General features: G+C 68.6%; 17 protein-coding genes. 11 read left to right on the forward strand and 6 right to left on the reverse strand.

Translation table 11 applies throughout. From position 1 onward, the window contains the following. Positions 1 to 17: 17 nt before the first annotated feature. The 9 genes from FXO19_RS02605 (at position 18) to FXO19_RS02645 (ending at position 16494) form a co-directional block, all read left to right on the forward strand. Entirely contained in the window at positions 18 to 2699 is a 2682-nt protein-coding gene (locus FXO19_RS02605; protein ID WP_149193487.1) for a beta-mannosidase, read from the forward strand. Next, entirely contained in the window at positions 2699 to 5425 is a 2727-nt protein-coding gene (locus tag FXO19_RS02610; protein WP_149193488.1) for a glycoside hydrolase family 3 C-terminal domain-containing protein, read from the forward strand. The genes FXO19_RS02605 and FXO19_RS02610 overlap by 1 nt, the downstream gene beginning before the upstream one ends. Before the next feature lie 118 nt (positions 5426 to 5543). Further along, positions 5544 to 6989, forward strand: a complete 1446-nt coding sequence (locus tag FXO19_RS02615) for a glycoside hydrolase family 125 protein (RefSeq protein ID WP_149193489.1) — start codon at positions 5544 to 5546, stop codon at positions 6987 to 6989. A 98-nt stretch (positions 6990 to 7087) separates the two neighbouring features. Beyond that, positions 7088 to 9445: a GH92 family glycosyl hydrolase gene (locus tag FXO19_RS02620; RefSeq protein ID WP_149193490.1), complete on the forward strand. Its 2358-nt coding sequence runs from the start codon at positions 7088 to 7090 to the stop codon at positions 9443 to 9445. Between the two features lie 212 nt (positions 9446 to 9657). Continuing rightward, positions 9658 to 11496 carry a glycoside hydrolase family 35 protein gene (locus FXO19_RS02625; RefSeq protein WP_149193491.1) on the forward strand — a complete coding sequence of 613 codons (1839 nt, stop codon included), beginning with the start codon at positions 9658 to 9660 and terminating at the stop codon, positions 11494 to 11496. A gap of 192 nt (positions 11497 to 11688) precedes the next feature. Next, positions 11689 to 13071, forward strand: a complete 1383-nt coding sequence (locus tag FXO19_RS02630; RefSeq protein ID WP_149193492.1) for an alpha-L-fucosidase — start codon at positions 11689 to 11691, stop codon at positions 13069 to 13071. Between the two features lie 53 nt (positions 13072 to 13124). Continuing rightward, positions 13125 to 14216 carry a sialidase family protein gene (locus tag FXO19_RS02635; protein ID WP_149193493.1) on the forward strand — a complete coding sequence of 364 codons (1092 nt, stop codon included), beginning with the start codon at positions 13125 to 13127 and terminating at the stop codon, positions 14214 to 14216. A 184-nt stretch (positions 14217 to 14400) separates the two neighbouring features. Next, on the forward strand, positions 14401 to 15468 hold the full coding sequence (locus tag FXO19_RS02640; RefSeq protein ID WP_425481436.1) for a LacI family DNA-binding transcriptional regulator: 1068 nt from the start codon (positions 14401 to 14403) through the stop codon (positions 15466 to 15468). Between the two features lie 30 nt (positions 15469 to 15498). Further along, on the forward strand, positions 15499 to 16494 hold the full coding sequence (locus FXO19_RS02645; RefSeq protein WP_149193495.1) for a carbohydrate kinase family protein: 996 nt from the start codon (positions 15499 to 15501) through the stop codon (positions 16492 to 16494). A gap of 127 nt (positions 16495 to 16621) precedes the next feature. Here FXO19_RS02645 and FXO19_RS02650 read toward each other — a convergent pair whose 3' ends face one another. Continuing rightward, a complete protein-coding gene (locus tag FXO19_RS02650; protein ID WP_149193496.1) occupies positions 16622 to 17404 on the reverse strand; it encodes a copper homeostasis protein CutC in 783 nt (260 codons plus the stop codon). Between the two features lie 156 nt (positions 17405 to 17560). Between FXO19_RS02650 and FXO19_RS02655 the strand changes: the two genes are divergently transcribed. Beyond that, entirely contained in the window at positions 17561 to 19006 is a 1446-nt protein-coding gene (locus FXO19_RS02655; protein WP_255516260.1) for an alpha-L-fucosidase, read from the forward strand. A 206-nt stretch (positions 19007 to 19212) separates the two neighbouring features. Here the strand turns inward: FXO19_RS02655 and FXO19_RS02660 are convergent, their stop codons facing one another. Both FXO19_RS02660 and FXO19_RS02665 read right to left on the reverse strand, forming a co-directional pair. After that, entirely contained in the window at positions 19213 to 20874 is a 1662-nt protein-coding gene (locus tag FXO19_RS02660; RefSeq protein ID WP_149193498.1) for an ABC1 kinase family protein, read from the reverse strand. Between the two features lie 153 nt (positions 20875 to 21027). Continuing rightward, the gene (locus FXO19_RS02665; protein ID WP_187775595.1) at positions 21028 to 21570 is read right to left on the reverse strand and encodes a COG4315 family predicted lipoprotein; all 543 of its coding nucleotides are present in this window, start codon (positions 21568 to 21570) and stop codon (positions 21028 to 21030) included. 211 nt (positions 21571 to 21781) lie between these two features. On the opposite strand from FXO19_RS02665, the gene FXO19_RS02670 reads away from it, so the two are divergent. Next, a complete protein-coding gene (locus tag FXO19_RS02670; RefSeq protein WP_149193500.1) occupies positions 21782 to 22018 on the forward strand; it encodes a hypothetical protein in 237 nt (78 codons plus the stop codon). 217 nt (positions 22019 to 22235) lie between these two features. Here the strand turns inward: FXO19_RS02670 and FXO19_RS02675 are convergent, their stop codons facing one another. The 3 genes from FXO19_RS02675 to FXO19_RS02685 are packed head-to-tail and all read right to left on the reverse strand — an operon-like array spanning position 22236 to position 24426. After that, the gene (locus tag FXO19_RS02675; protein ID WP_149193501.1) at positions 22236 to 22673 is read right to left on the reverse strand and encodes a fluoride efflux transporter FluC; all 438 of its coding nucleotides are present in this window, start codon (positions 22671 to 22673) and stop codon (positions 22236 to 22238) included. Then, positions 22670 to 23056 carry a fluoride efflux transporter FluC gene (locus FXO19_RS02680; protein WP_223115407.1) on the reverse strand — a complete coding sequence of 129 codons (387 nt, stop codon included), beginning with the start codon at positions 23054 to 23056 and terminating at the stop codon, positions 22670 to 22672. The genes FXO19_RS02675 and FXO19_RS02680 overlap by 4 nt, the downstream gene beginning before the upstream one ends. After that, the gene (locus FXO19_RS02685) at positions 23053 to 24426 is read right to left on the reverse strand and encodes a replication-associated recombination protein A (RefSeq protein WP_305067715.1); all 1374 of its coding nucleotides are present in this window, start codon (positions 24424 to 24426) and stop codon (positions 23053 to 23055) included. Before FXO19_RS02685 ends, FXO19_RS02680 begins: the two co-directional genes overlap by 4 nt. Positions 24427 to 24524 lie beyond the last annotated feature (98 nt).

Raw genomic sequence — 24524 nt, forward strand, 5'->3', positions numbered from 1 at the left:
CCACATTAGGAGCCCGCATGTTCCCGCCACTCCATCGTTTTCGTTCCTGCCGTATCCCGCACCTGATCGCGCTGCTGTGCCTGGCCTTGGCAATCCCGGCTTGGGCCGCGCCGCCAACCTCGCAGAATCTCGACAAAGGTTGGCAGATTCGGCTGGTGCCGGGACAGGCGCAGGCAGAACAACATCCGGAAGCGGCGGCGTGGCTGCCGGCGCAGGTGCCAGGCACGGTACAGACCGACCTGATGGCTGCCGGGCTGGTGCCCGATCCATTCGTGGGCGACAACGAAGGCGCCATCCAATGGGTGGGCCTGAGCGACTGGCAGTATCGCAGCCGTTTCAAGGTCGATGCGGCGACGTTGGCACACGGGCACATCGAACTGGTGTTCGAAGGGCTGGACACGTTTGCCGAGGTCCGCCTCAACGGCAAGCCGTTGCTGGACGCGGACAACATGTTCCGGCGCTGGCGGGTGGATGCCAAGCCGCTGCTCAGGCGCGGCGAGAACGTGCTCGAGGTGACCTTCCGCTCGCCGATCAAGAAGCTCCAGCCATGGCTGGCGCAACAGCCGTACGCGCTGCCCGGCGGCTACGACTCGGCCTTCGGCGACGAGCCGGACGGACGGCTCGTGACCACCTATGTCCGCAAGGCACCCTACCATTTCGGCTGGGACTGGGGCCCGCGCATCGTCACCGCCGGCATCTGGAAGCACGTGCGCCTGGAAGCCTGGGACGCGGTGCGCGTGGAAGGCCTGCACGTCGCCCAGCAGCGGGTGGACGTACGGGCGGCGCAGCTCGAGGCGCAGATCGAACTGGAGGCCGGCGCCAGTGGACCGGTGCAGGTCGTGCTGGAAGTGCGCGACCCGGACGGTGCCATGGTGGTGCGGATCGAGCGAGATGCAGTGGTCGACCCCGGCAGCAACCGCATCGACCTGCCGCTGCGCATCGCCGATCCCAGGCGCTGGTTCCCGTTTGGCTATGGCGCCCAGGACCGCTACACGTTCGCCGCGACACTGCGCGACGCCGACGGCGACGTGCACACGGTCCAGCGCACCACCGGCTTGCGCACCGTCGAGTTGCGGCGCGAGAACGACCGCTGGGGCAAGGGCATGGAATTCGTGGTCAACGGCATCCCGATCTTCGCCAAGGGCGCCAACCTGATCCCGCTGGACAGCTTTCCCCATCGCGTCGACGAGGCGCGCCTGCGCCGCACGCTGCTCGACGCGCGCGATGCCAACATGAACATGCTGCGCATGTGGGGCGGCGGCCACTACCAGGACGACCGCTTCTACGAGCTTGCCGACGAACTGGGCGTCATGATCTGGCAGGACTTCATGTTCGGCGGCGCGATCCCGCCGTACGACGTGGATTTCCGTGAGAACACCCGACAGGAGGCGATCGAGCAGGTCAAGCGGCTGCGCGACCATCCCAGCATCGTGATGTGGTGCGGCAACAACGAGGTGCAGACCGGTTGGGAACACTGGGGCGACCGGGTCGAGTTCAAGCAGTCGATCGACCCCGAGGAACGCAGCCGCATCGAGCGCGGCATGACCACGCTGTTCGGCAGCGTGTTCCGCGAAGTGGTTGCCCGGCACGATCCTGACGTGCCGTACTGGGCGACGTCGCCCGGCACCGATTTCGATGGCGACGCGGACCAGAGCGACGACGGCGACATGCACTACTGGCAGGTCTGGGGCGGCTCCAAGCCGGTCGAGGCCTACCTGGATGTCGACACCCGCTTCCTGTCCGAGTACGGCCTGCAGTCCTTCCCGGACATGCGCACCATCCGCGCCTTCGCCGGTCCGCAGGACATGGATCCCGAGTCGCCGGTGATGCGCGCGCACCAGAAGTTCGACAAGGGCAACGGCAACCAGCGACTGCTCCTCTATATCCGCCACAAGTTCGGCGAACCGAAGGATTTCGAAAGCTTCGTCTACCTCAGCCAGCTTATGCAGGCCGAGGGCATCGGCCTGGCCGCTTCGCACCTGCGCGCGTCGCGTCCGCAGGCCATGGGTTCGCTGTACTGGCAACACAACGACGTGTGGCCGGGCGCATCGTGGTCCGGCGTGGACTACTACGGACGCTGGAAGGCGCTGAACTACCACGCCCGCCGCTTCTACGCACCTGAGTTGGCCGCCGCGCTGCGCAAGGATGGGACGACGACGCTGTCGCTGGTGTCCGACCGCACCGAACCGCTGGCCGCGCACTGGCGGCTGCGGGTGCTGGATTTCGATGGAAAGGAACTGGGCCGCCGCGAGAAGGCGGTCACACTGCCGCCGCTGAGCAGCACCCGCATCGGCCGATTCAGCGATGCGCAGTTGCTCGGCGATGCCGATCCGAAGCGGAGCTTCGCGGTGTTCGAGCTGCTCGACGGCGAGCACGTCCTGTCGCGCCAGCTGGTGTTCTTCGACGCCGCCAAGCGCCTGGCGCTGCCAGCGACGCAGGTCCACAGCGAATGGCGAGCCGACGGCGACGGTTTCGTGCTGACCCTGTCCAGCGACGCGCTGGCGCGCGCTGTCTGGCTGTCGTTCGGCGATCTCGACGTGCGTGTCTCGGACAATGCCTTCGACCTGCTGCCGGGCGAACCGCTGGCCGTACGCGTGCACGGCCCGGCCACGCTGGAACGATTGCGCGCGGCGCTGCAGGTGCGCGAGCTGGCCGGCACGCTGGCCGGCGCACCGGCCGAGCCCGAGGAGGCGCGTTGATGGCGATTCACCCCTCGTACCTGTCGGGACGGACGCCCGGTGCCGTGGCGCCCGTGGACGTGCAAGGGCGCCGTTCCCGCATCCTCGCGCCTGTGACGCTCCCTGCCCTGCTTGCCCTTCTCGGAACGGCGCTGTTGGCCGCCGCTCCTGCCCACGCCGACGACGCCGAGGATCGCGCCGCCGCGCTGGTGGCGAAGATGACGCGCGAGGAGAAGATCGCACAGACGATGAACGCCGCTCCGGCGATCCCGCGCCTGGGCGTGCCGGCCTACGAGTGGTGGAACGAGGGCCTGCACGGCATCGCCCGCAGCGGCCATGCCACGGTGTTCCCGCAGGCGATCGGGCTGGCGGCGACCTGGAACGGCGATCTGCTCGAACAGGTCGGCACCGTGACCTCCACCGAGGCGCGCGCCAAGTTCAACATGGCCGGAGGCCCGGGCAGCGACCACAAGCGCTACGAAGGACTGACCATCTGGTCGCCGAACATCAACATCTTTCGCGACCCGCGCTGGGGCCGCGGCATGGAGACCTACGGCGAGGATCCCTACCTCACCGGGCAGCTGGCGGTCGGCTTCATCCGCGGCCTGCAGGGCGACGACCCGCGGCACCCGCGCACGATCGCCACGCCCAAGCACCTGGCCGTGCACAGCGGCCCGGAGCCCGGTCGCCATGGCTTCTCCGTTGCCGTCTCCCCGCGCGACCTAGAGGCCACCTACCTGCCCGCGTTCCGCGCCGCGCTGGTCGAGGGCGGCGCCGGCGCGGTGATGTGCGCCTACAACGCGCTGCGCGGCACGCCGGCCTGCGCCGCCGACTGGCTGCTCGACGGCCGCCTGCGCGACGACTGGGGCTTCGAGGGCTTCGTGGTATCCGACTGTGATGCGCTCTACGACATGCTCCACTTCCATTACTTCCGTCCCGACGAGGCCGGCGCGGCCGCCGCCGCGATGAATGCCGGGCACGACCTCAATTGCGGCAACACCTATCGCGCACTGGGCCAGGCGCTGGACCGCGGCGAGACCGACGAAGCGCGGCTGGACCGGTCGCTGGTGCGCCTGTTCGCCGCGCGCTATCGCCTGGGCGAACTGGAGCCGCCACGCCGGGATCCGTATGCGCGATTGGGCGCGGACGACATCGGCACATCGGCCAGCCGCGAGCTGGCGCTCGCGGCGGCACGGCAGTCGCTGGTGCTGCTGAAGAACCAGGACGCGATGTTGCCGCTGAAACCGGACACGCGGCTGGCGGTGATCGGCCCGAACGCCGACGCCCTCGCCGCGCTGGAGGCCAACTACCAGGGCACCTCGGTCGATCCGGTGACGCCTTTGCTGGGCCTGCGGCAGCGCTTCGGCGCCGGACGCGTGCACTACATGCAGGGCGCGCCGCTGGCCGCCGAGGTGCCGGTGATGATCCCGGAAACCGCGCTGCGTCACGACGGACAACCCGGCCTGAAGGGCGAATACTTCGATAATCCGGACCTGGCCGGCGCCCCTCGCGTCGTGCGCCAGGATCGCGTGGTCAGCTTCAACTGGGACCGGGTGGCGCCGGCTCCCGGCGTGGACAAGGATCGCTACTCGGTGCGATGGACCGGCGAGCTGCTGCCACCCGGCCCTGGGGAGTACACCTTGGCGGTGCGCGTGGCGCGCTGCTTCGACTGCACCGGCCACGACCCGGTGCGGCTGTACGTGGACGACGAACTGGTGATCGCCGGCAACGCCGAGGACGAACGCGTCGCCGCCGGCGTGGCGAATCCGGACGGCCGCAACGTCGAAACGCAGCTGCATTTCGAGGACGCGCGGCCGCGGCGCATCCGCCTGGAGATCGAGCACCGCGGCGAGGACCAGGGACTGCGCCTGGAATGGCTGGCGCCGGCGGACGCGCAATTGGCCGAGGCCGAGCACGCGGTGGCGCAGGCCGATGCGGTGGTGGCTTTCGTCGGGCTGTCGCCGGACGTGGAGGGCGAGGCGTTGAAGGTCGACGTGCTCGGTTTCGACGGTGGCGACCGCAACGCGATCGGTCTTCCGCCGACCCAACAGGCGCTGCTCGAACGCGCCAAGGCCGGCGGCAAGCCGCTGATCGTGGTGCTGATGAGCGGCAGCGCGGTGGCGCTGAACTGGGCGCAGCAACACGCCGATGCGATCCTCGCCGCGTGGTACCCCGGCCAGTCCGGCGGCACCGCCATCGCGCAGGCGCTGGCCGGCGATTTCAGCCCCGGCGGCCGCCTGCCGGTGACCTTCTATCGTTCGACCAGGGATCTGCCGCCCTACGTCAGCTATGACATGAAGGGCCGCACCTACCGCTACTTCACCGGCACGCCGCTGTACGCATTCGGCCATGGCCTGGGCTACACCACCTTCACCTACGACACGCCGCAGCTGTCGGCGCAGACGCTGGAGGCCGGCGAGCCGCTGCGCGTGAGCGTGCGGGTGCGGAACAGCGGCGAACGCAGCGGCGATGAGGTGGTGCAAGTCTATCTGGAGCCTCCGCAGCGGCCGGAGTCGCCGATCCGTAGCCTGGCCGGATTCCAGCGGCTGACGCTGCAACCCGGCGAATCGCGCGAGGTGGAATTCGAACTGGATGCGCGCGCGCTCAGCGACGTCGACCGCGCCGGCCAGCGCGCGGTCGAGGCCGGCGACTATCGTGTATTCGTCGGTGGCGGCCAACCCGGCACCGGCGCGCCGGGCGGCGAGGCGGCGTTCTCGATCCAGGGACGGATGCCGCTGCCCAAGTGAAGGCGCGCTTCTTGTAGGGCCGAGCTGCTCGGCTGAGGCTTTCCCGGCAAAAGCAGCCGGGCAAGCTCGGCTCTACAAGAGCAAGCGCGCAGCAACAAAGACCAGGAGATCTTCCGACATGCCCACCCGCCGCGACATCCTCCAGCTCCTCGGCACCGGCGCCGGCGCCGGCCTGCTCACGGGCGCGCTGCCCGCCTTGGCCGCCGCGCCGGCCAAGGGCAGCACCTTCGCCAGCAAGCGGCCGCCGAAAAACGAACGCCGCTTCGTCAGCGCCGCGGTGGAACGCCAGCTGGCGCAGATCAAGGCGCGGATCGGCGATCCAGAACTGGCTTGGCTGTTCGAGAACTGCTACCCGAACACGCTGGACACCACCGTGCAGACCGGCACCCGCGACGGCAAGCCGGACACCTTCATCGTCACCGGCGACATCGACGCGATGTGGCTGCGCGACTCTTCCGCGCAGGTGCATCCCTACCTCCCGCTGGCGAAGCGGGACGCGGCGCTGCGGCGGATGCTGCACGGCCTGATCCGTCGCCAGTCGCTGTGCATCCGGCTCGATCCCTACGCCAACGCCTTCCTGCCCGACGGCGTGACCCAGCTCCTGGAGTGGTCGGTCAACGACATCACCGAGATGAAGCCCGGCGTCGGAGAACGCAAATGGGAAATCGATTCGCTGTGCTATCCCATCCGATTGGCGCACGGATACTGGCGCGCCACCGGTGATACCGCGCCGTTCGATGACGACTGGCGCGAGGCGATGCGCCTCGTGCTGCGCACCTTTCGCGAACAGCAGCGCCTGCACGACCGCGGCCCGTACACGTTCCAGCGGCCCTCGCCGCTCGCCACCGAGACCCTGGTGCTGCAAGGCTACGGCCGGCCGACCCGGCCCAACGGCATGATCCACTCGATGTTCCGGCCGTCCGACGACGCCTGCATGTACCCGCTGTTCGTGCCAGCCAACCTGTTCGCCGTGGCCTCGCTGCGCCGGCTGGCGACGATGAGCGAGACGATCCACCACGACACGGTGTTCGCCGCCGACTGCAGCGCGCTCGCCGACGAGGTGGAAAAGGCGACACACCGGCACGGCCAGATGCGCGACGCCGACGGCCAGCCGTTCTGGGCCTACGAAGTGGACGGATACGGCAATCAATTGTTCATCGACGACGCCAACGCCCCCGGCTTGTTGAGCCTGGCCTACCTGGGCTGCTGCGAGCACGACGACCCGATATTCCGGCGCACCCGTCGGTTGGCCTGGAGCGAGCGCAATCCCTACTTCTACCGCGGCCGCGCCGCCGAGGGCGTCGGCAGCCCGCACACCGGCCTGCGCACGATCTGGCCGATGGCGATCATCCAGTACGCACTGGCCAGCGACGACGACGCGCAGATTCGCCAATGCCTGCACTGGCTCAAGACCACCCATGCCGATACCGGCTTCATGCACGAGGCCTTCGATCAGGACGACCCGGCGAAGTTCACCCGCGACTGGTTCGCCTGGGCAAACACCCAGTTCGGCGAACTGATCGCCGACCTGGCGCAGCGCAAGCCGCACCTGCTACGCGGCTGACGCGACACCTGCAGGAGGGGCTTCAGCCTAGGGGCTTCGAAGGCCAGTCGGGGCTGAAGCCCCTCCTACAAGATCCGACGCGACACGAGGACCTACACATGCCGACACGACGTGGATTCCTGCAAGGCGCCATCGCCCTGGCGCTGTTCGGCGCGAGCGGAGGGGCCAGGTCGGCGCACGCGCGTGCCGGCAACTTCGCGCTGCCTGCTGACAGCCGCGTGCGCGCCGATCTGACCCACCACGTCGACGTGTTCATCGGCACCGGCGGCCACGGCCACACCTTTCCCGGCGCCACGCTGCCGTTCGGCATGGTGCAACTCAGCCCGGACACCTACAACGCGGCCTGGGACGCATGCAGCGGCTACCACGCGTCCGACGGCTCGATCATGGGCTTCTCGCATACCCACCTGTCCGGCACCGGCATCGGCGACATGCTCGACTTCCTGGTCGTGCCGCGGACCGGTGAGGTCAGGCTGCAGCCCGGCCCGCCGGACGCCCCGGAGACCGGCTACCGCTCACGCTACGACCACGCCGACGAGGCCGCCTCGCCGGGCTATTACCGGGTGCTGTTGAAGGACACCGGCATCCACGCCGAACTGACCACCACCGCGCGCGCCGGCCTGCACCGCTATCACTTCCCCAAGGGCCGGCCCGGCCACCTGCTGCTGGACCTGTGCCACGGCTTCCAGGACAACCCGTCCACCCCGACACGGGTCAGCGGCGCGCAGTTGCGTATCGCCGACGAACGCACCGTCACCGGCGGCCGTCGCGTCCACCAATGGGCGAAGGGCCGCTACCTCTTCTTCGCGATGCGGCTGTCGCGTCCATTTACACGGGCGCAGCTGTATAGCGACGATCGGCCGCTGGCCGAAGATGCGCGCCAGGTCGACGGCACCCGGCTGAAGGCGGCCCTGCACTTCCCGGATGCCGACGCCGCGCCGCTGCTGGTCAAGGTCGGCATCTCCGCGGTCAGCGCCGAGAACGCGTTGGCGAACCTCGACGCCGAGTTGCCGGACTTCGACTTCGCCCGCGTGCACGCCGAGGCGACCGCCGCCTGGGAGCAGGCGCTGGCGCGGGTGCGCATCGAGACCGGCGACAGCGATACCGACGACGACTCTCAGCGGCGCATCTTCTACACCGGCCTGTACCACGCGCTGCTGGCGCCGACGCTGTTCAGCGACGTGGATAGCCGCTACCGCGGCATGGACCTGCAGGTGCACACGCTGCCGGAAGGTGCCCGCAACTACAGTACCTACTCGCTGTGGGACACCTACCGCGCGCTGCACCCGCTGCTGACCCTGGTACAGCCGGAGCGCGTTCCCGACCTGATGCAGGGCCTGGTGCGCGGTGCGGCGGAATGCCCGGACGGCGTCGGCATCTGGCCGCTGCAGGGCGTGGAGACCGGCACCATGATCGGCTACCACTCGGCGGTGGTCCTGGCCGAAGCGCACGCCAAGGGCTTCGGCGGCATCGACTACGCCGCTGCCTGGCCGCTGTACCGCAAGCGCGCGATGGACGACGACTTCCACGGTCTGCCGTACTACCGCCGGCTCGGCTACATCCCCAGCGACCAGGTCGACGAAGCGGCCAGCCGCACCCTGGAATACGCCTATGACGACTGGGCCTGCGCGCACCTGGCGCGGGCGGCCGGCGCCGAGGACGACCACCGCGCTCTGCTGGACCGCTCGCGCAACTATCGCAACCTGTTCAACCAGGACAGCGGCTTCATCCAGCCGCGGCTGGAGGACGGCAGCTGGGCCACGCCGTTCGACCCGCGCGCGCTCGGCCACACGGAGCGCTGGCACGACTTCACCGAATCCAACGCCTGGCAGGCCACCTTCCTCAACCAGCACGACCTGTACGGTTACATGGAACTGTTCGGCGGCCGCGACGGCTTCGTGCGCAAGCTCGACGAACTGTTCAGCACGAGCTCCGAGCTGCCGGCCGGCGCCCCGCCGGACATCGACGGCATGGTCGGCCAGTACGCGCACGGCAACGAGCCCAGCCACCATGTCGCCTACCTCTACGCCTACGCCGGGCAACCGTGGAAGACGCAGGCCATGGTGCGCCGGCTGCTGCGCGAGCAGTACCGCGACGCGCGCGACGGGCTGGCGGGCAACGAGGACTGCGGACAGATGAGCGCCTGGTTCGTGTTGAGCGCACTGGGCTTCTACCCGGTCGATCCGGTCAGTGGCAACTATGTGCTCGGCAGTCCCCTGTTCCGCCGTGCGGAACTGGATGTCGGCGGCGGCCGCGTCCTGCGCATCGTCGCCCGCCGCAACGACGCGCAGAACGTCTACGTGCAACGCGTGCGCTGGAACGGCGAGCCGTATGAGCGCAGTTGGCTGCGCCACGCCGACCTGGCGGCCGGTGGCACGTTGGAATTCGAGATGGGGCCGGAGCCCAACCGGGATTTCGGCAGCAGTCCGGAGGACCTGCCGCCGTCATTCGTTTGAGTGCCAGGAGGTGAGTCGTGAGCGGATAAGGCTTAGTGCTTTGCTTCCCCCTTTGCAAAGGGGGATTGAGGGGGATTTGCTTTTGCTCTTCAGAAGCAACAGCAAGAGCAAATCCCCCGTCGCCCCCTTTGCAAAAGGGGGCAAAAGCAAAAGCGTTCCACCTCCCACCTCTCCTCCCCGCCCCCTTTGCAAAAGGCCCTAAAGAGACGTCCATGTTACGCAACATCCTCACATCACTCGTCATTGCACTCGCGTTGACAACACCAGTCACAGGAATCGCTGCCGACGCTTGGCCGGCGTTCTCCACCCATGGCAGTCACTTCACCCGCGACGGCGAGCCCTACCAGATCATTTCAGGCGCGATCCATTTCCAGCGCATTCCGCGCGAGTACTGGAAGAACCGCCTGCAGAAGGCGCGGGCGCTCGGCCTGAACACGGTGGAGACCTACGTCTTCTGGAACCGGGTGGAGCCGCGGCGCGGCGAGTTCGACTTCCGCGGCGACAACGACGTCGCCGCCTTCGTGCGCGAGGCCGCCGCGCAGGGCCTGAACGTGATCCTGCGCCCCGGCCCCTACGTCTGCGCCGAATGGGAAGCCGGCGGCTATCCGGCCTGGCTGTTCGCCGAGCCCGGCATGCGCGTACGCAGCCGCGATCCGCGCTTCCTCGCCGCCAGCGGTGCCTACCTGAAGGCCGTCGCCGACCAGGTGCGCCCGCTGCTCAACGGCAACGGCGGCCCGATCGTCGCAGTACAGGTCGAGAACGAGTACGGCTCCTACGACGACGACCAGGCCTATATGCAGGCCAACCACGAACTGTTCGTGCAGGCCGGCTTCGACGAGACCCTGCTGTTCACCTCCGATGGCGCCGACATGCTCGCCAACGGCGCCCTGCCCGGCACGCTGGCGGTGGTGAACTTCTCCCCCGGCGAAGCCAGGAGCGCATTCGAGAAACTGGAGCAGTTCCAGCCGGGCCGGCCGCGCATGGTCGGCGAATACTGGGCCGGCTGGTTCGACCATTGGGGCAAGCCGCACGCCGATACCGATGCCAAGAAACAAGCCGAGGAACTGGAATGGATGCTGCGGCAGGGCCATTCCGTGAACCTGTACATGTTCATCGGCGGCACCAGTTTCGGTTTCATGAACGGCGCCAACTTCCAGGGCAATCCCGACGACCACTACGCGCCGCAGACCACCAGCTACGACTACGACGCGGCGCTGGACGAGGCCGGCCGGCCGACGCCGAAGTTCGCGCTGTTCCGCGACGCCATCGCGCGCGCGACCGGCATGCAGCCGCCGCCGCTGCCGGCGCCGGTGCACTTCGCCGCACTGCCGCAGGTGGCGCTGCACGAATCGGCCTCGCTGTGGGACAACCTTCCCGAACCGGTCGCCAGCGAAACCCCGTTGCCGATGGAGGCCTATGGCCAGGACTACGGCTACATCCTCTACCGCACCACCGTGACGGGGCCGCGCAAAGGCGAGTTGTACCTGGGCGAGGTGCGCGATCACGCGCGCGTCTACCTCGACCGCAAGCCGGCCGGCAGCGTCGAGCGCCGATTGAAGCAGGTGTCGGTGGCGCTGGACGTGCCGGCCGGAACCCACACCCTCGACGTGCTGGTCGAGAACAGCGGACGCATCAACTACGGCCCGCGCATGGCCGATGGCCGCGCCGGGCTGGTCGACCCGGTGCTGCTGGACGGCGAACGACTGCGGGGCTGGCAGGCGTTCCCGCTGCCGATGCGTTCGCCCGACACGCTGCGAGGCTGGACCACGGCCAAGGTGGAAGGCCCGGCGTTCCACCGCGGCAGCTTGCGCATCGACGCCCCGGCCGACACCTGGCTCGACATGGACGCGTTCAGCAAGGGCTTCGCCTGGGCCAACGGCCGCAACCTGGGCCGCCACTGGAACATCGGCCCGCAACGGGGGCTGTATTTCCCGGCACCGTGGCAACGGCGCGGCGACAACCAGGTGGTCGTGTTCGATCTGGACAGCGTCGACGCCGCCAGCATCCGTGGTGCCCCCGAGCCGCTATGGAGCGACCCCGGACATGATTGATCGACGGAACGACCGCCCTAGTAGGAGCGGCCCATGGCCGCGAAGCCGCGGGAGACTCCGACGGATCGACATCGATTCCCGGTACGTCCAGCCACGCCGGCATCGCGCGCATGACGCTCCTTCGGAACGGCCACCCACTGTTTTCGATCCACGCAGCCAACGGCTGCCCCCATCGTCCATGAGGTACTTCCGATGTCCCGTCCCTTCCACTCCCTGATCGGCCGATTGGCCGTGCTTGCCCTGTCGCTCCTGGCCATGCCGCTGGCCGCCGCGCAGAACTTCTCCGATGTGCGGCCGTCGCCGCAACAAGTGGCTTGGCAGGAGCTGGAGTTCGGCGTGATCGTCCACTTCAATCCCAACACCTGGCTGGACCAGGAATGGGGCGACGGCACCGCCAGCGCGTCGGTGTTCGACCCCGACCAGGTCGACCCCGGGCAATGGGCGCGCGCCGCCAAGGCGGCCGGCGCTAAGTACCTGATCCTGGTCGCCAAGCACCATGACGGCTTCGCCCTGTGGCCGACCGCGCAGAGCGAGTATTCGGTCAAGAACAGTCCGTGGCTGGGGGGCAAGGGCGACCTCGTCAGGATGACCAGCGAAGCGGTCCGCAAGGAAGGCATGGGCTTCGGCATCTACCTGTCGCCGTGGGACCGGCACGAGCCCAGGTACGCCGACGCCGAGGCCTACGACGAGTTCTACACGGCGCAGCTGGTGGAACTGGCGCTGCACTACGGGCCGATTACCGAATGGTGGCTGGACGGCGCCGGCAGCGCCGGCCACGTCTACGACTTCGACAAGTACATCGAGGAACTGCGCACCTATCAGCCGAACGCCATGGTGTTCGCCGACACGGCGCTGTTCGAGTACGGCGACATCCGCTGGGTCGGCAACGAGGACGGCTTCATCGTGGGCGAGAACTGGAACGTGATCGATCGCCACGGCTACCTGCGCTGGCGGCCGGTGGAGGTGGATACGCCGCTGCATCATCAGCAGTGGTTCTGGCATCCCGACAGCGACCAGACCCTCAAGAGCCTGGACGAGCTGGTGGAGATCTGGGAGAAGAGCGTGGGCCTGGGCGGACAGCTGGTGCTGGGCATCGCGCCGGACACCCGCGGCCTGCTCCCCGAAGCCGACGTGCAGCGGCTGCGCGAGCTGGGCGAAGCGATCCAGGCGCTGTACGGGCCGGCCAGCAATCTCGTGCCGGGCAACCTGAAAGACGCAGGCGCCGGCGCCGCGGCGACCGATGGCGACCGCGACACCTTCTGGAGCGCGCCGGACGGCTCGCACCACGCAACCCTGGAACTGAACTTCAAGCAGCCGGTGACCTTCGACAGTGCCCTGAGCATGGAATGGATCAACGCCGGCCAGCGCGTGCAGAAGTACGCGGTGGAGGCATGGCAGGACGGTCGGTGGGTGCGGCTGGCGCAGGCACAGGCGATCGGGCGGATGAAGATCGATCGTTTCGCCCCGGTCACCGCCTCGCGCGTACGCCTGAACATCCTGTCCAGTTCCGATCCGGTGCACATTCGCGAGTTCCAACTGTTCAACACCGGCAAGGGCGCTGCCGACGCACGGTGAGCGCACCGCGACAGCTCCAGCGCCGTCCCGCCACATCGGAGACCAAAAGACGCATGCATCCCGGACGAACCAATGCCCTGCCCGCCCTTCCGTTGCTCGCCGCCCTGGCCATGACATCGTGCGGCACCGCGCCCGTGCCCTCGCCCGTGGTGCTGAAAGAATTCGTCGCCACGCCGCCGCCGACGCCGCAATGCCACGCATCCACCTTGGTCGAAACCCGCGACGGCACCCTGCTCGCCGCCTGGTTCGGTGGCGAGCGCGAGGGTGCGGCCGACGTGGGCATCTGGCTCGCGCGCCGCGGCGCCGAAGGCTGGCAACCGCCGCGGCGCGTGGCCGACGGCATGCAGGACGATGGCCAGCCGCAGCCGGCGTGGAATCCGGTACTGTTCCAGCCCGAACAAGGCCCGCTGCAGCTGTACTACATGGTCGGCCCGAATCCGCGGCAGTGGTGGGGAATGCTTACCGTCTCCTCCGACGACGGCATGCATTGGTCGGCGCCCCGGCGCCTGCCCGACGGCATTCTCGGCCCGATCAAGAACAAGCCGCTGCAGCTGCCCGACGGCCGCATCCTCGCCCCGAGCAGCAGCGAGGACGGAGCCGACGGCTGGCGCGTGCACATTGAAACCAGCGACGACAACGGCCTGCACTGGCGGCGCGGCGCGGCGCTCAATGATCCGGCGCGGATCGGTGCGATCCAACCCAGCCTGCTGCGCCATCGCGACGGCCGCCTGCAGGCGCTCGGACGCAGCAAACAGGACCGGGTATTCAGCGTCGTCTCCAATGACGACGGCGCCACCTGGGGCCCGATGACATTGCTGGACATCGAAAACCCCAACTCCGGCACCGATGCGGTGATGCTGCGCGACGGCCGCGCGTTGCTGGTCTATAACCCGACCCTGGCCGGCGAGGACTGGTGGGACGGCCGCGGCGTACTGGCGGTGGCGCTGTCGGACGACGGCGTGCATTGGCGGCGGGTGTTGACGCTCGAGGACAGTCCCAAGGACGAATTCTCCTATCCGGCGGTCATCCAGACCCGTGACGGGTTGGTACACGTCAGCTACACGTGGAAACGTCAGCGGATCAAACATGTGGTGCTGGATCCGCGCCTTCTGTCAGCGCCGATGCCGGAGGCGGGCGATTCGTAGCGGCCCGCTGCAGGCGCCTGCACTGCCACCCGCTTGGCGGCTATCCTTCGGCAGCCGGCACCTCGCCATGCACAGCCCATTTGGCCGCTGGCATGCGCCACATCGGCGGCCGGCGCGCAAGCGCGGCGGACGGGTCGGCACGACTTGCGGGGATCTCCCGTTTGACGCACGATACGGGAGTTGTATCGATCCAAACTGGACGGATGGCGCCTTGGAAAAATCGCGCAGGATCACCTTGAACGACATCGCACACGCTTGCGGGGTTTCGCGCGCGACGGTGTCGCTGGTGCTGCGCCGCAGCCCGCTGGTACATGCCGACACGCGCCGCCGGGTCGAGGCGGAAATGCTGCGTCAGGGCTACGTCTACAACCGCGCCGCCGCCAACCTGCGCCAGCGCGTGTCCACCACGGTGGCACTGGTCATCAACGACCTGTCGAACCCGTTCTTCGCCGAGTTCGCCGCCGGCGTCGACGAGGCGCTCGGCACGAAGGGCTACGTCACACTGCTCGGCAGCAGCAACGAGTCGCCCGCGCGGCAGCGCCAGGTACTGGGTTCGCTGATCGAGCACCATCCGGCCGGGATCATCCTGTCGCCGGCCGAGAACAGCGACGTCGCCGACGTGGAACTGGCGATCGGCCGGCATGCGCCGCTGCTGGTCTTCAACCGCAAGCTGACCGGCACGCCGGATCCTGGTTTCGAGTACGACTTTCTCGGCCTCGACAATCGCGCCGGCGCGCGCGCGGCGACCAAGAGGCTGCTGGAGTTGGGTCACCGCCGTATCGCCTTCTATGGTGGCCACGCCGATTCCAGTTCCTGCCGCGAACGCCGCCTGGGCTATCAGGACGCGTTGGGCGAGGCCGGCATTCCGGTCGATCCGAGCTTGATGATCGAAACCGCGCCGACCCGGCTCGAAGCCAATGCGCGCGCCGACGCATTGCTCGCCATCGATTCGGCGCCGACCGCCGCGGTCTGCTACAACGACGTGGTGGCGCTGGGCCTGATGCTGGCCCTGACCCGCCTGGGCCGCCATCCTGGCGTCGACTTCGCCGTGACCGGTTTCGACGACATCCCCGAAGCCGCGCTCGGCGTCCCGCCGCTGACCACGTTGAGCGCCGACCCGCGCGCGCGCGGGCGCCAGGCCGCCGAACTTCTCTTGCAGCGCGCCGCCGCGCCGTTGCTGCTGCGGCGATCGATCATCGTGCCCGTGCTGCTGACCGAACGAGAGAGTACCCCGCATGCGCCCGGCGCCTGAGTCTCGCAATCCACAACGAGCCCCTGATCGATGAGCGCCGCCGACAACACCATTCTCTGCTTCGGCGAAGCGCTGATCGACTTCCTTGCCGGCGAGCCCGCCGAGGGCGAAGCCCGCACGTTTCGCCAGTTCGCCGGTGGCGCCCCGGCCAACGCCGCGGTCGCGGTGGCGAAACTGGGCGGCCGATGCGAGTTCGTCGGCATGCTCGGCGAGGACATGTTCGGCGACTTCCTGCTGCACAGCCTGCGCGAAGCCGGCGTCGGCGTACGCTACGTACGCCGCACCGCCGCGGCGAAGACCGCGCTGGCCTTCGTCTCGCTGGACGCGCACGGCGAACGCAGCTTCAGCTTCTACCGCCCGCCCGCCGCCGACCTGCTGTTCCGCGATACGGATTTCGACGCCGACTGCTTCGCCGCGGCCGGCATGTTCCATGCCTGCAGCAACAGCCTGACCGATGCCGGCATCGCCACGGCGACGCTGTCGGGCATGGCCCGCGCGCGTGCCGCCGGCGCGCTCGTCAGCCTCGACCTGAACCTGCGCCCGGCGCTGTGGCCGGACGCGGCGCCGGCGCTGCCGATGCTGTGGAGCGCGCTCGAAGCCGCCGACCTGATCAAGCTGGCGCGCGAGGAACTCGAGTACCTGAAGGAAGGCCGTTTCGGCGACGACGACATCGTTGCCCGCCTGCTGCGCAGCGCACGCCTGGTGCTGGTCACCGACGGCGCAGCGCCGATGCGCTGGTTCGCACGTGGACGCAGCGGCGAACTGCCGACGATCGAGGTCAAGGCGGTCGACACCACCGCCGCCGGCGATGCCTTCATCGGCGGCCTGCTGTTGCAGCTTCAGCGCGACGGGGTCGATGCACGCACGCTCGATGCGTTTCTCGCCCAGCCGGCGGAACTCGAGCGCTGCGTGCGCTACGCTTCGGCCTGCGGCGCGCTGGCGGTGACCCGGCATGGTGCGTTCACCGCGCTGCCGACGCACGCGGAAGCGATGGCGCTGCTGGGTGCCGTTGCGGTGGCGGCGTAGCAATGAAGCCGGTCCCGCCGCTGCCCGCATCCGATGACGCGCGATCGAGGCAGGCTGCGCTCTACGGCACCGTCGGGTCGCGGCAGCGCCCGACGCGCGCCGGCAGCGGCGGCGAGGGAAGCGTCGCTCACGCCCCCGCTGCGGCGTCGTGCAGCGCTTCGACCAGGCGACGCACCTCGGCGGCATCGCTGCGGGTTTCACCGCCCGCCATGCCCAATGCGTCCGTCGGCGCAAACCGCATCCGCGAAGGCAATGCGCGCTTGGCCGAGGCATGGAATTCACGTGCGCCGGTCGCGGCCATGAGCGCGGCGATGTTGCCGGCGTCGATGCCCGCGCCCGGCATGATCTCGATGCGGCCGGCGGCCCGTTCGATCAACCGCCGCAGGTTGGCGCTGCCTTCCGTCGCGCCGGCCATGCCGCCGGAGCTGAGCACGCGCCTGAAACCTAGGCCGATGACCGCCTCGAGCGCCGCCGCCGGGTCGCGGCAGATGTCGATGGCACGGTGGAAGGTGAGATCGAGCCGGCCGGCGGCGGAGACAATGTCCCGGCAACGCGCCACGTCGACGTCGCCATCCGCGGTCAACGCACCGACCACCACGCCGTCGCAACCGGCGGCGGCGCAGTGCGCGATGTCGGCGAGCATGGTCGCGTGCTCCTCGTCGGCGTATGCGAAATCGCCGGCGCGCGGCCGCACCAGCACATGCACCGGAATGGACAATCTTTCGCGCACCAGTGCGATCTGCGCCGGCGACGGGGTCAGGCCGCCCAGTTCCAACGCCGCGCACAGCTCGATCCGCGAAGCACCGCCTGCCTGCGCGGCCAATGCCGAGGCGAGCGAATTGGCGGCGATCTCGAGGACGTACCTCGCGCTCGCCCTGGCGCGTTCCGGTTCCGCTGGCGTTTCCGTCATTGCCTGCCGGCTCCCTGTTCTGGTTCGGACGACGATGATGCCATTGCCAGCGGCATTCGCTCGCGACAATACGCACGTTACTACGGCCATCCTGGATCCGGCAGGGCCAATCCAGGCGTGCAGCGAAAACAACCAACCGATCGAGAACACCCAATGATGCCGCTACGACTCGTATTGGCCGCGCTGCTGTGCGCGGCGCCGCTGTCAGTCACGCACGCCGCCGAAAGCAGCGGCGACTACGTGCCGGAAACCGATCCGCTGGTGCTGCAGAAGCTGGAGCAATGGCAGGACTGGAAGTTCGGCTTCATGATGCACTGGGGCCCGTACAGCCAGTGGGGCGTGGTCGAGTCGTGGTCGATCTGCTCCGAAGACGTGGACTGGTGCAAGCGTCCCGAGGGCGAGGCCTACGTCGACTACGTCGAGCGCTACGAGCAATTGCCGGCCACGTTCAACCCGGTCAAGTTCGACCCGGAACTGTGGGCGAGCATCGCAAAGGATGCCGGCACGAAGTACGTGGTATTCACCACCAAGCACCACGACGGCTTCAACATGTTCGACACCCGCCAGAGCGATTACCGCATCACCGCGCCGGACGTGCCCTTCCACGCCGATCCGCGTGCCGACATCACCAAGGAAGTGTTCGACGCGTTCCGCGCGCAGGACTTCGGCATCGGCGCCTATTTCTCCAAGCCCGACTGGCACAGCGACGACTACTGGTCGCCGCGGTGGGCCACGCCGAACCGCCACAACAACTACGACACGCGCAAGCACCCGGACATCTGGAAGCGCTTCGTCGACTTCACCCACGCCCAGGTCGACGAACTGACCTCCCGGTACGGCCCGGTCGACATCCTGTGGCTGGACGGCGGCTGGGTGCGCCCGACCGACACCATGGACGGTGTAGCGGAGGGCAACGCCGGCGTGCCGTGGCCGCAGGACATCGACATGCCGCAACTCGCCGCGATGGCGCGCAGGAACCAGCCCGGCCTGATCGTCGTCGACCGCGCCGTGGGCGGGCGCTACGAGAACTACCGCACGCCGGAGCAGAAGATTCCCGACGAGCCGCTGCCGTACCCGTGGGAAACCTGCATGACCCTCGGCGACTCGTGGTCGTACGTGCCGAACGACAACTACAAATCCGCGCGCAGCGTGGTGCAGATGCTGGTCGACGTGGTCGCGAAGGGCGGCAACTACCTGCTCAACGTCGGCCCCGACGCCAACGGCGAGCTTCCTCCGGTCGCGGTGCAACGCCTGCAGGAGATCGGCGCCTGGATGAAGGTCAACGGCGAGGCAATCTACGCCAGCCGTTCGGTCGCACCCTACCGCGACGGCAAGTTCCGCTACACGCGGCTGAAGGACGGCACCGTCTATGCGTTCTACCTTCCCGACACGGATGAAACGGAGTTGCCGGCGACGCTGCGCATTCCCGGCCCTGCGCCTGCCGGCGGCGCGCAGGTGAAGCTGCTCGGCGACGAGGCACCGCTGGCGTGGCATCGCGATGGCGACGCGACCGTGGTCGAGATCCCCGCGTCGCTACGCAAGCAGACGGTCGACGCCTACGCCTGGGCTTTCCGCCTGCCCGGCGCGGCACCTTCCAACTGAGCGGCAATATGCCGCTCGAGACCGGCAGGCCGGCCAGGGAACCTTCGAACAAGGCTGCTCGTCGCCTGCCCCCTGCTGTTCGGTCGTCACTCGCCATCTTCTTGGTTCGCCACTGCGAGCACGCCAAGCCGGCGATCAGGACGATCCGCGCGAAATCGTCCCTGCCGCAGCGCGACCGCCGCCGGCCGGCGATTGCCGATCCCTTCTCAATCCCGCGGTCCCCGCTCCTCCCAGGGCCGGGCCTTGCGGTCGCTGCGCAATGCGGAAATCACGATGGCGACGGCCATCACCGCGGCCAGGAGGAACAGCACCAGCGCGAACGCGGGATAGCCGAACAGCGTGGTCTCGGTTTCCACCTGGGTGAGCATGGCGGCGCCGATCACCAGCGCAGCGGTGATGATGCCGGCACAGACACGATTGGCGATCTTCTGCAGACTCTCCATCAGGTGCGACTCTTCCAGTCCCGCGACCTGGATGCGCAGCCGGTTGTCGGCGAGCAGCGACAGGATGTCGGCGGCCTTCCTCGGTGCTCCACGCAGGAGGGACTGGGCTTCGAGCGCTTCCATGCCCAGCCGCCGTGGCGACAGCGACGAACCCAGGCGCTGGCGCATGATTTCGTAGGCGTGCTGCTCGACCGAGGCCTTGACATCGAAGTCCGGATCCAGTGCATCGGCCACGGCTTCCAGGTTGAGCAGGGTCTTGCCCAGCAGCGTGGTCTCCACCGGCATTCGCAGGTTGCAGCTCATTCCCACCCGCGCGAGTTCGAGCAGCAGCGTACCTTCCGAAAAGCCCCCGCGCTCGGAGCGCACGGCGTACCTGGCGACGAGTTGGCCAACCTCGTGCATGTAGCGGGCGTCGTCGAAACGCTCCAGGCGGGTGCTGATCGCCGCCGCCTCCACCGCGACGTCCTCTCCCCTGCCGTCGACCGCGGCCAGCACGATCTTCAGCAGCCGCTCGCGCAGGCGCGGCGGCACGTGCGCGACCATGCCGAAGTCCAGCAGCGCCAGCCGGTGGTCGTCGGTGAGCAGCACATTGCCCGGATGCGGGTCGGCATGGATCTCGCCATGGACGAACACCTGGTCGAGATAGCCGGTCAACAGCGCGGTCGCGAGTGGCCGGAAATCGTGCTCCATGCGCTGCAGGCCGCTGATCTCGGTGACCTTGCGCCCGGCCACATACGCCATGGTGAGGACATGGGCGGAGCTGTAGTCCCAGATCGGCGCGGGCACCAGCAGCTCGGGGTACACCTGCAACCGCTCACCGAAACGCTCGAGGCTTTCCGCTTCGGCCACGTAGTCGAGTTCGGCGAGCAGCGAGCGGCGCAGTTCCGCCACCAGGTCGACGAAGTGCATGCGCGCGCCGAGCGAGGTGAAACGGTCGGCACCGCTGGCGAAGGCCGCCAGCACCTCGAGATCGGCGACGACTTCGCGCTTGATTTCGGGCCGCTGGATCTTGACCGCCACCTCGCGTCCGTCGTGCAGCCGGGCGCGGTGCACCTGCGCCAGCGAGGCCGACCCCAGCGGGGTTTCGTCGAAGTCGGCGAATCCCTTGCTGAGCCTGACGCCGAGTTCCCGCTCCAAGACCGGGCGGAGATCGCCGAATGGCAGCGGCTGCACATCGTCCTGCATCCGCGTGAGCGCCTCGATGTAGACCGGCGGCAGCGAATCGGTGCGCGTCGACAGCGCCTGCCCGATCTTGATGAAGGTCGGCCCAAGCCGTTCGAGATCGTCAACGAACGCCGCGGCGCTGGCACGGTCGCCGCGCTGCGCACGCGTCATCGTTCCGCCGAAGACACCCGAGCGGTAGTACTTGACCGCGAACTGCATGATCCGCGACGACCGATCCAGCCGGCCCAGATGCTCGAACATTCCTCACCTTCCGTTTTGCGTACACGGTGTCAGCACGATCGTGAACGGAGCGTGCTTCCTGGCACGTACATGACGTTGACGGACCGTGGCGGCCATCGGAATCCCGGCCTGCCGTGCCTCCGTCAGGCCTGACCTGCCGGAATGTCTGGTGGCCTACTCGGCGGGGACCGCCGGTCCGTGCACCGACACCATCGACCATTTGCCCCACTGGTCTTCGACCTCGTGCCCTGCTGTCCGCCCGGCGCCGGCATCCGCGGCGTAGCGGTACAGCGGCTTGCCATCGTAGGTGACGTGCAGTCCGCCATCCTGCCGCGGCGTCGTGCCGAGCAGTTCCCGCTGCAGGCCCGACCCCGGCACCGGCTCGGCTTCCTCCGCGACGACCGGTGGCCAGGCCTCCTCACACGCGCGATCGCAGCGGCTACCGTCGTCGTTGCCTGCCAGCACGTAGAGCGTTTGGCCCGCCGCATCGGTCAGGTACGCCGGCTCGGTATCCGATGCCATGATCACCGCGCGGTCTCCCTGCGCCCGCGGGCCGCCGCGCTCTCCCGGCACCACCGCCTCCCCGGACGGGCCGACATCCGCCCGATAGCGCGAGGTCGAGACATCGTCGGCCTGCTGTTCCGCGGGATCGTCGCGACAGGCCGACAGCATCAGCACCGCGGCCAGCATCAATAAGGGCTTCGAACAACGGATCATGGCTGCCTCCTCGATTGCCTCGCCGGTACGGACGGCCGGCTGTATCTCGAGTATCGGCACCGGCGACTCTCGGCGGCGTGAACCGGTCATCGTCTTCATCCGGTATGAACGTTTTTCGCACGCATCGGCCGCGCACGGCCCCTGTCTTTCACCGAATGATGCCGGACGCCGTCGCAGACTGGTGCCTCATCCGCTTCGAGAGGTATCTCCGATGGCAACCTGCGATGTCTGCGGCAACCGCTACGACAAGGCGTTCCAGGTAACCCGAGGCGACCGGACCGGCACGTTCGACTCCTTCGAATGCGCGATCCACGCGTTCGCGCCGCAGTGCCCGCACTGTGGGTGCCGCGTGGTCGGCCACGGCGTGGAAGACGACGGCAACGTCTACTGCTGTGCCCATTGCGCCAGGGAGTCCGGCGTACAGGGCCTGGCGGATCGCACCAGCTGACGAAAGGCGCTCAGCTCATCTCGAAAGGCCCGCTCAGCCGCGGATCGACGCGGATGAGCACGGAGAGGGTCGCAGGTGAGAAAGCAAGGACCCGGCCGCTTCACGTTTCACTGGATCGTTCATCCGCGTCAATCCATGGCGGATGGCTTTCAGGGGCGCTGCCTGTTGGTCGCTTTCGTCGAGGAAGATCCGCAGCAGATGGGTTCGGCGCGAATGTTCATGATGCGTGGTTCGGATCGCCGCGTTCGGCGCGGGCCGGACGCATGGCCAGTCGTGTGCCGGCGAGATAGCCGACAGTGACGGCCACGAGCCAGGCCGACACCGAGCCGACGAGGATCGCCGCTGCCAGCGCATACCGGCCCTGCAGCGTGGCCTCGAGCAGTTCGATCGTGAACAGCGAGAACGTGGTGAAGCCGCCACAGAAGCCGGCCATCACGAACTGTCGCTGGGCCGGGGACGCAGTGAACCGACTTCCGGGCACGACCAGCGCGGCGTAGAAGCCGATCAGCGCCGAGCCAGCGACGTTCACGGCCAACGTGCCCCAGGGGAAACCCGCACCACCGGCGCCCAGCGCGATCCCCGTTCCCCAGCGCGCCCCTGCGCCCAGCGCGCTGCCGAGCGCGACCCAGGCGGCGATCGGGATCCGCGGCTTCACCGGGTCGCGAGCCAGTGACCGGCGAATACCGCGCACAGGCCGGTCGCCAGCGACAGCAGCAGGTAGGCCGCGGCGCGGCGCACGCTGCCGTCGCGGGCTGGCAGCAATGTCTGCAGGCTGAGCGAGGAGACGGTGGTGTAGCTGCCGAGCACACCCGCGCCCAGGCACAGCAAAAGCAGGCGTGACTGCACGGTGTCGGCATGTGCGACGCCGATCAGCCAACCCGCCGCGAATGCGCCGCTGGCGTTGACGGTCAACGTTCCCCAGGGAAAGGCGTCGCCGACACGGCGCCCGATCCAGCCGGACACCGCGTAGCGCAATGCACCACCGCCGGCGCCGCCGAGCATCACGCACAACAGCTGCATCCACCAGGGTGCGGTCACGATGCTTCGCCCTGCCCGCCTCCGTCACGCGCCCGACGCCGCAGGTCGCGCAGACGGTCGAGCTTCTCCTTCAGTTTCGACTCCAGCCCGCGCGCCACGGGCTCGTAGTAGACCCGCTCGCCCATCGCGTCAGGAAAACCGGTCTGGTCGAGCGCGATCCCGCCTTCGGCATCGTGATCGTACTGGTAACCCTTGCCGTAGCCGAGCTGCTTCATCAGCCTGGTCGGCGCGTTGCGGAAGTGCATCGGCACGTCGAGCGTGCCGCGCTCGCGGACGTCGTGCTTGGCAGCGTTGAAGGCGGCATAGCCGGCGTTGGACTTGGCGGTGCTGGCGAGATACAGGACCAGCTGCGCCAGTGCCAGATCGCCCTCCGGGCTGCCGAGCCGGTCGTACGTGTCCCAGGCGTCGATCGCCATCTGCAGCGCGCGCGGATCGGCCAGGCCGATGTCCTCCACCGCCATCCGCGTCAGCCGCCGCGCCAGGTAGCCGGGATCGCAGCCGCCGTCGAGCATGCGCGCGAGCCAGTACAGCGCGGCGTCGGGATTGGAGCTGCGCACGCACTTGTGCAGCGCCGAGATCTGGTCGTAGAACTGCTCGCCGCCCTTGTCGAAGCGTCGGGTGCGGTCGGCCAGCACCTGCTCGAGGATGGCGTCACTCACCGTCCCGCCCTGCTCCACCGCGAGTTCGGCGGCGATTTCCAGCAGCGTCAGGCCACGGCGCACGTCGCCGTCGGCCGCGGTCGCGATCAGCCGCAGCTGCGCATCGCCGATGACCAGGCCGCGACCGCCGAGGCCGCGCTCGGCATCGTCCAGCGCCCGCTGCAACGCGGCGGCGATGTCGTCCACCGAAACCGCCTCCATCACGTGCACGCGGCAGCGTGAAAGCAGCGCCGAGTTCAACTCGAACGAAGGGTTTTCGGTGGTGGCGCCGACGAACAGGATGGTGCCGCGCTCGATGTGCGGCAGGAAGGCATCCTGTTGTGCCTTGTTGAAGCGGTGCACCTCGTCGACGAACAGCACGGTGCGGCGTCCGCCCGCGAACAGCTGCTCGGCCTCGGCGAGCACCTTGCGCACCTCCGGAAGGCCCGAAAGCACCGCGGAGACGGCGCGAAACTCGGCATCGGCGTAGTGCGCCATCAGCAGCGCCAGCGTGGTCTTGCCGCAACCGGGCGGTCCCCAGAGGATCATCGAGTGCACGCGACCGGACTCGATCGACTGCCGTAGCGCCGAATCGGGCGCCAGCAGCCTGCGCTGACCGACCATCTCGTCCAGCGTGCGCGGCCGCATGCGCTCGGCGAGCGGACGCAGTGCGCTGCGATCCACGCTCAGCAGATCGTCGCCGTCGTTCGGTCGGGGCGTGGCCTTGGGCACGTCGGCATTCTACCGTGCGGAGGCTTCCGGCTTGGATCCGGGCTCAGGGCTCCAACAAGCGGCGCGCTTTTGCTCGTCATCCCGGTGCAGGCCGGATC

This window comes from Luteimonas suaedae, assembly GCF_008312895.1.
Lineage (GTDB): Bacteria > Pseudomonadota > Gammaproteobacteria > Xanthomonadales > Xanthomonadaceae > Luteimonas > Luteimonas suaedae.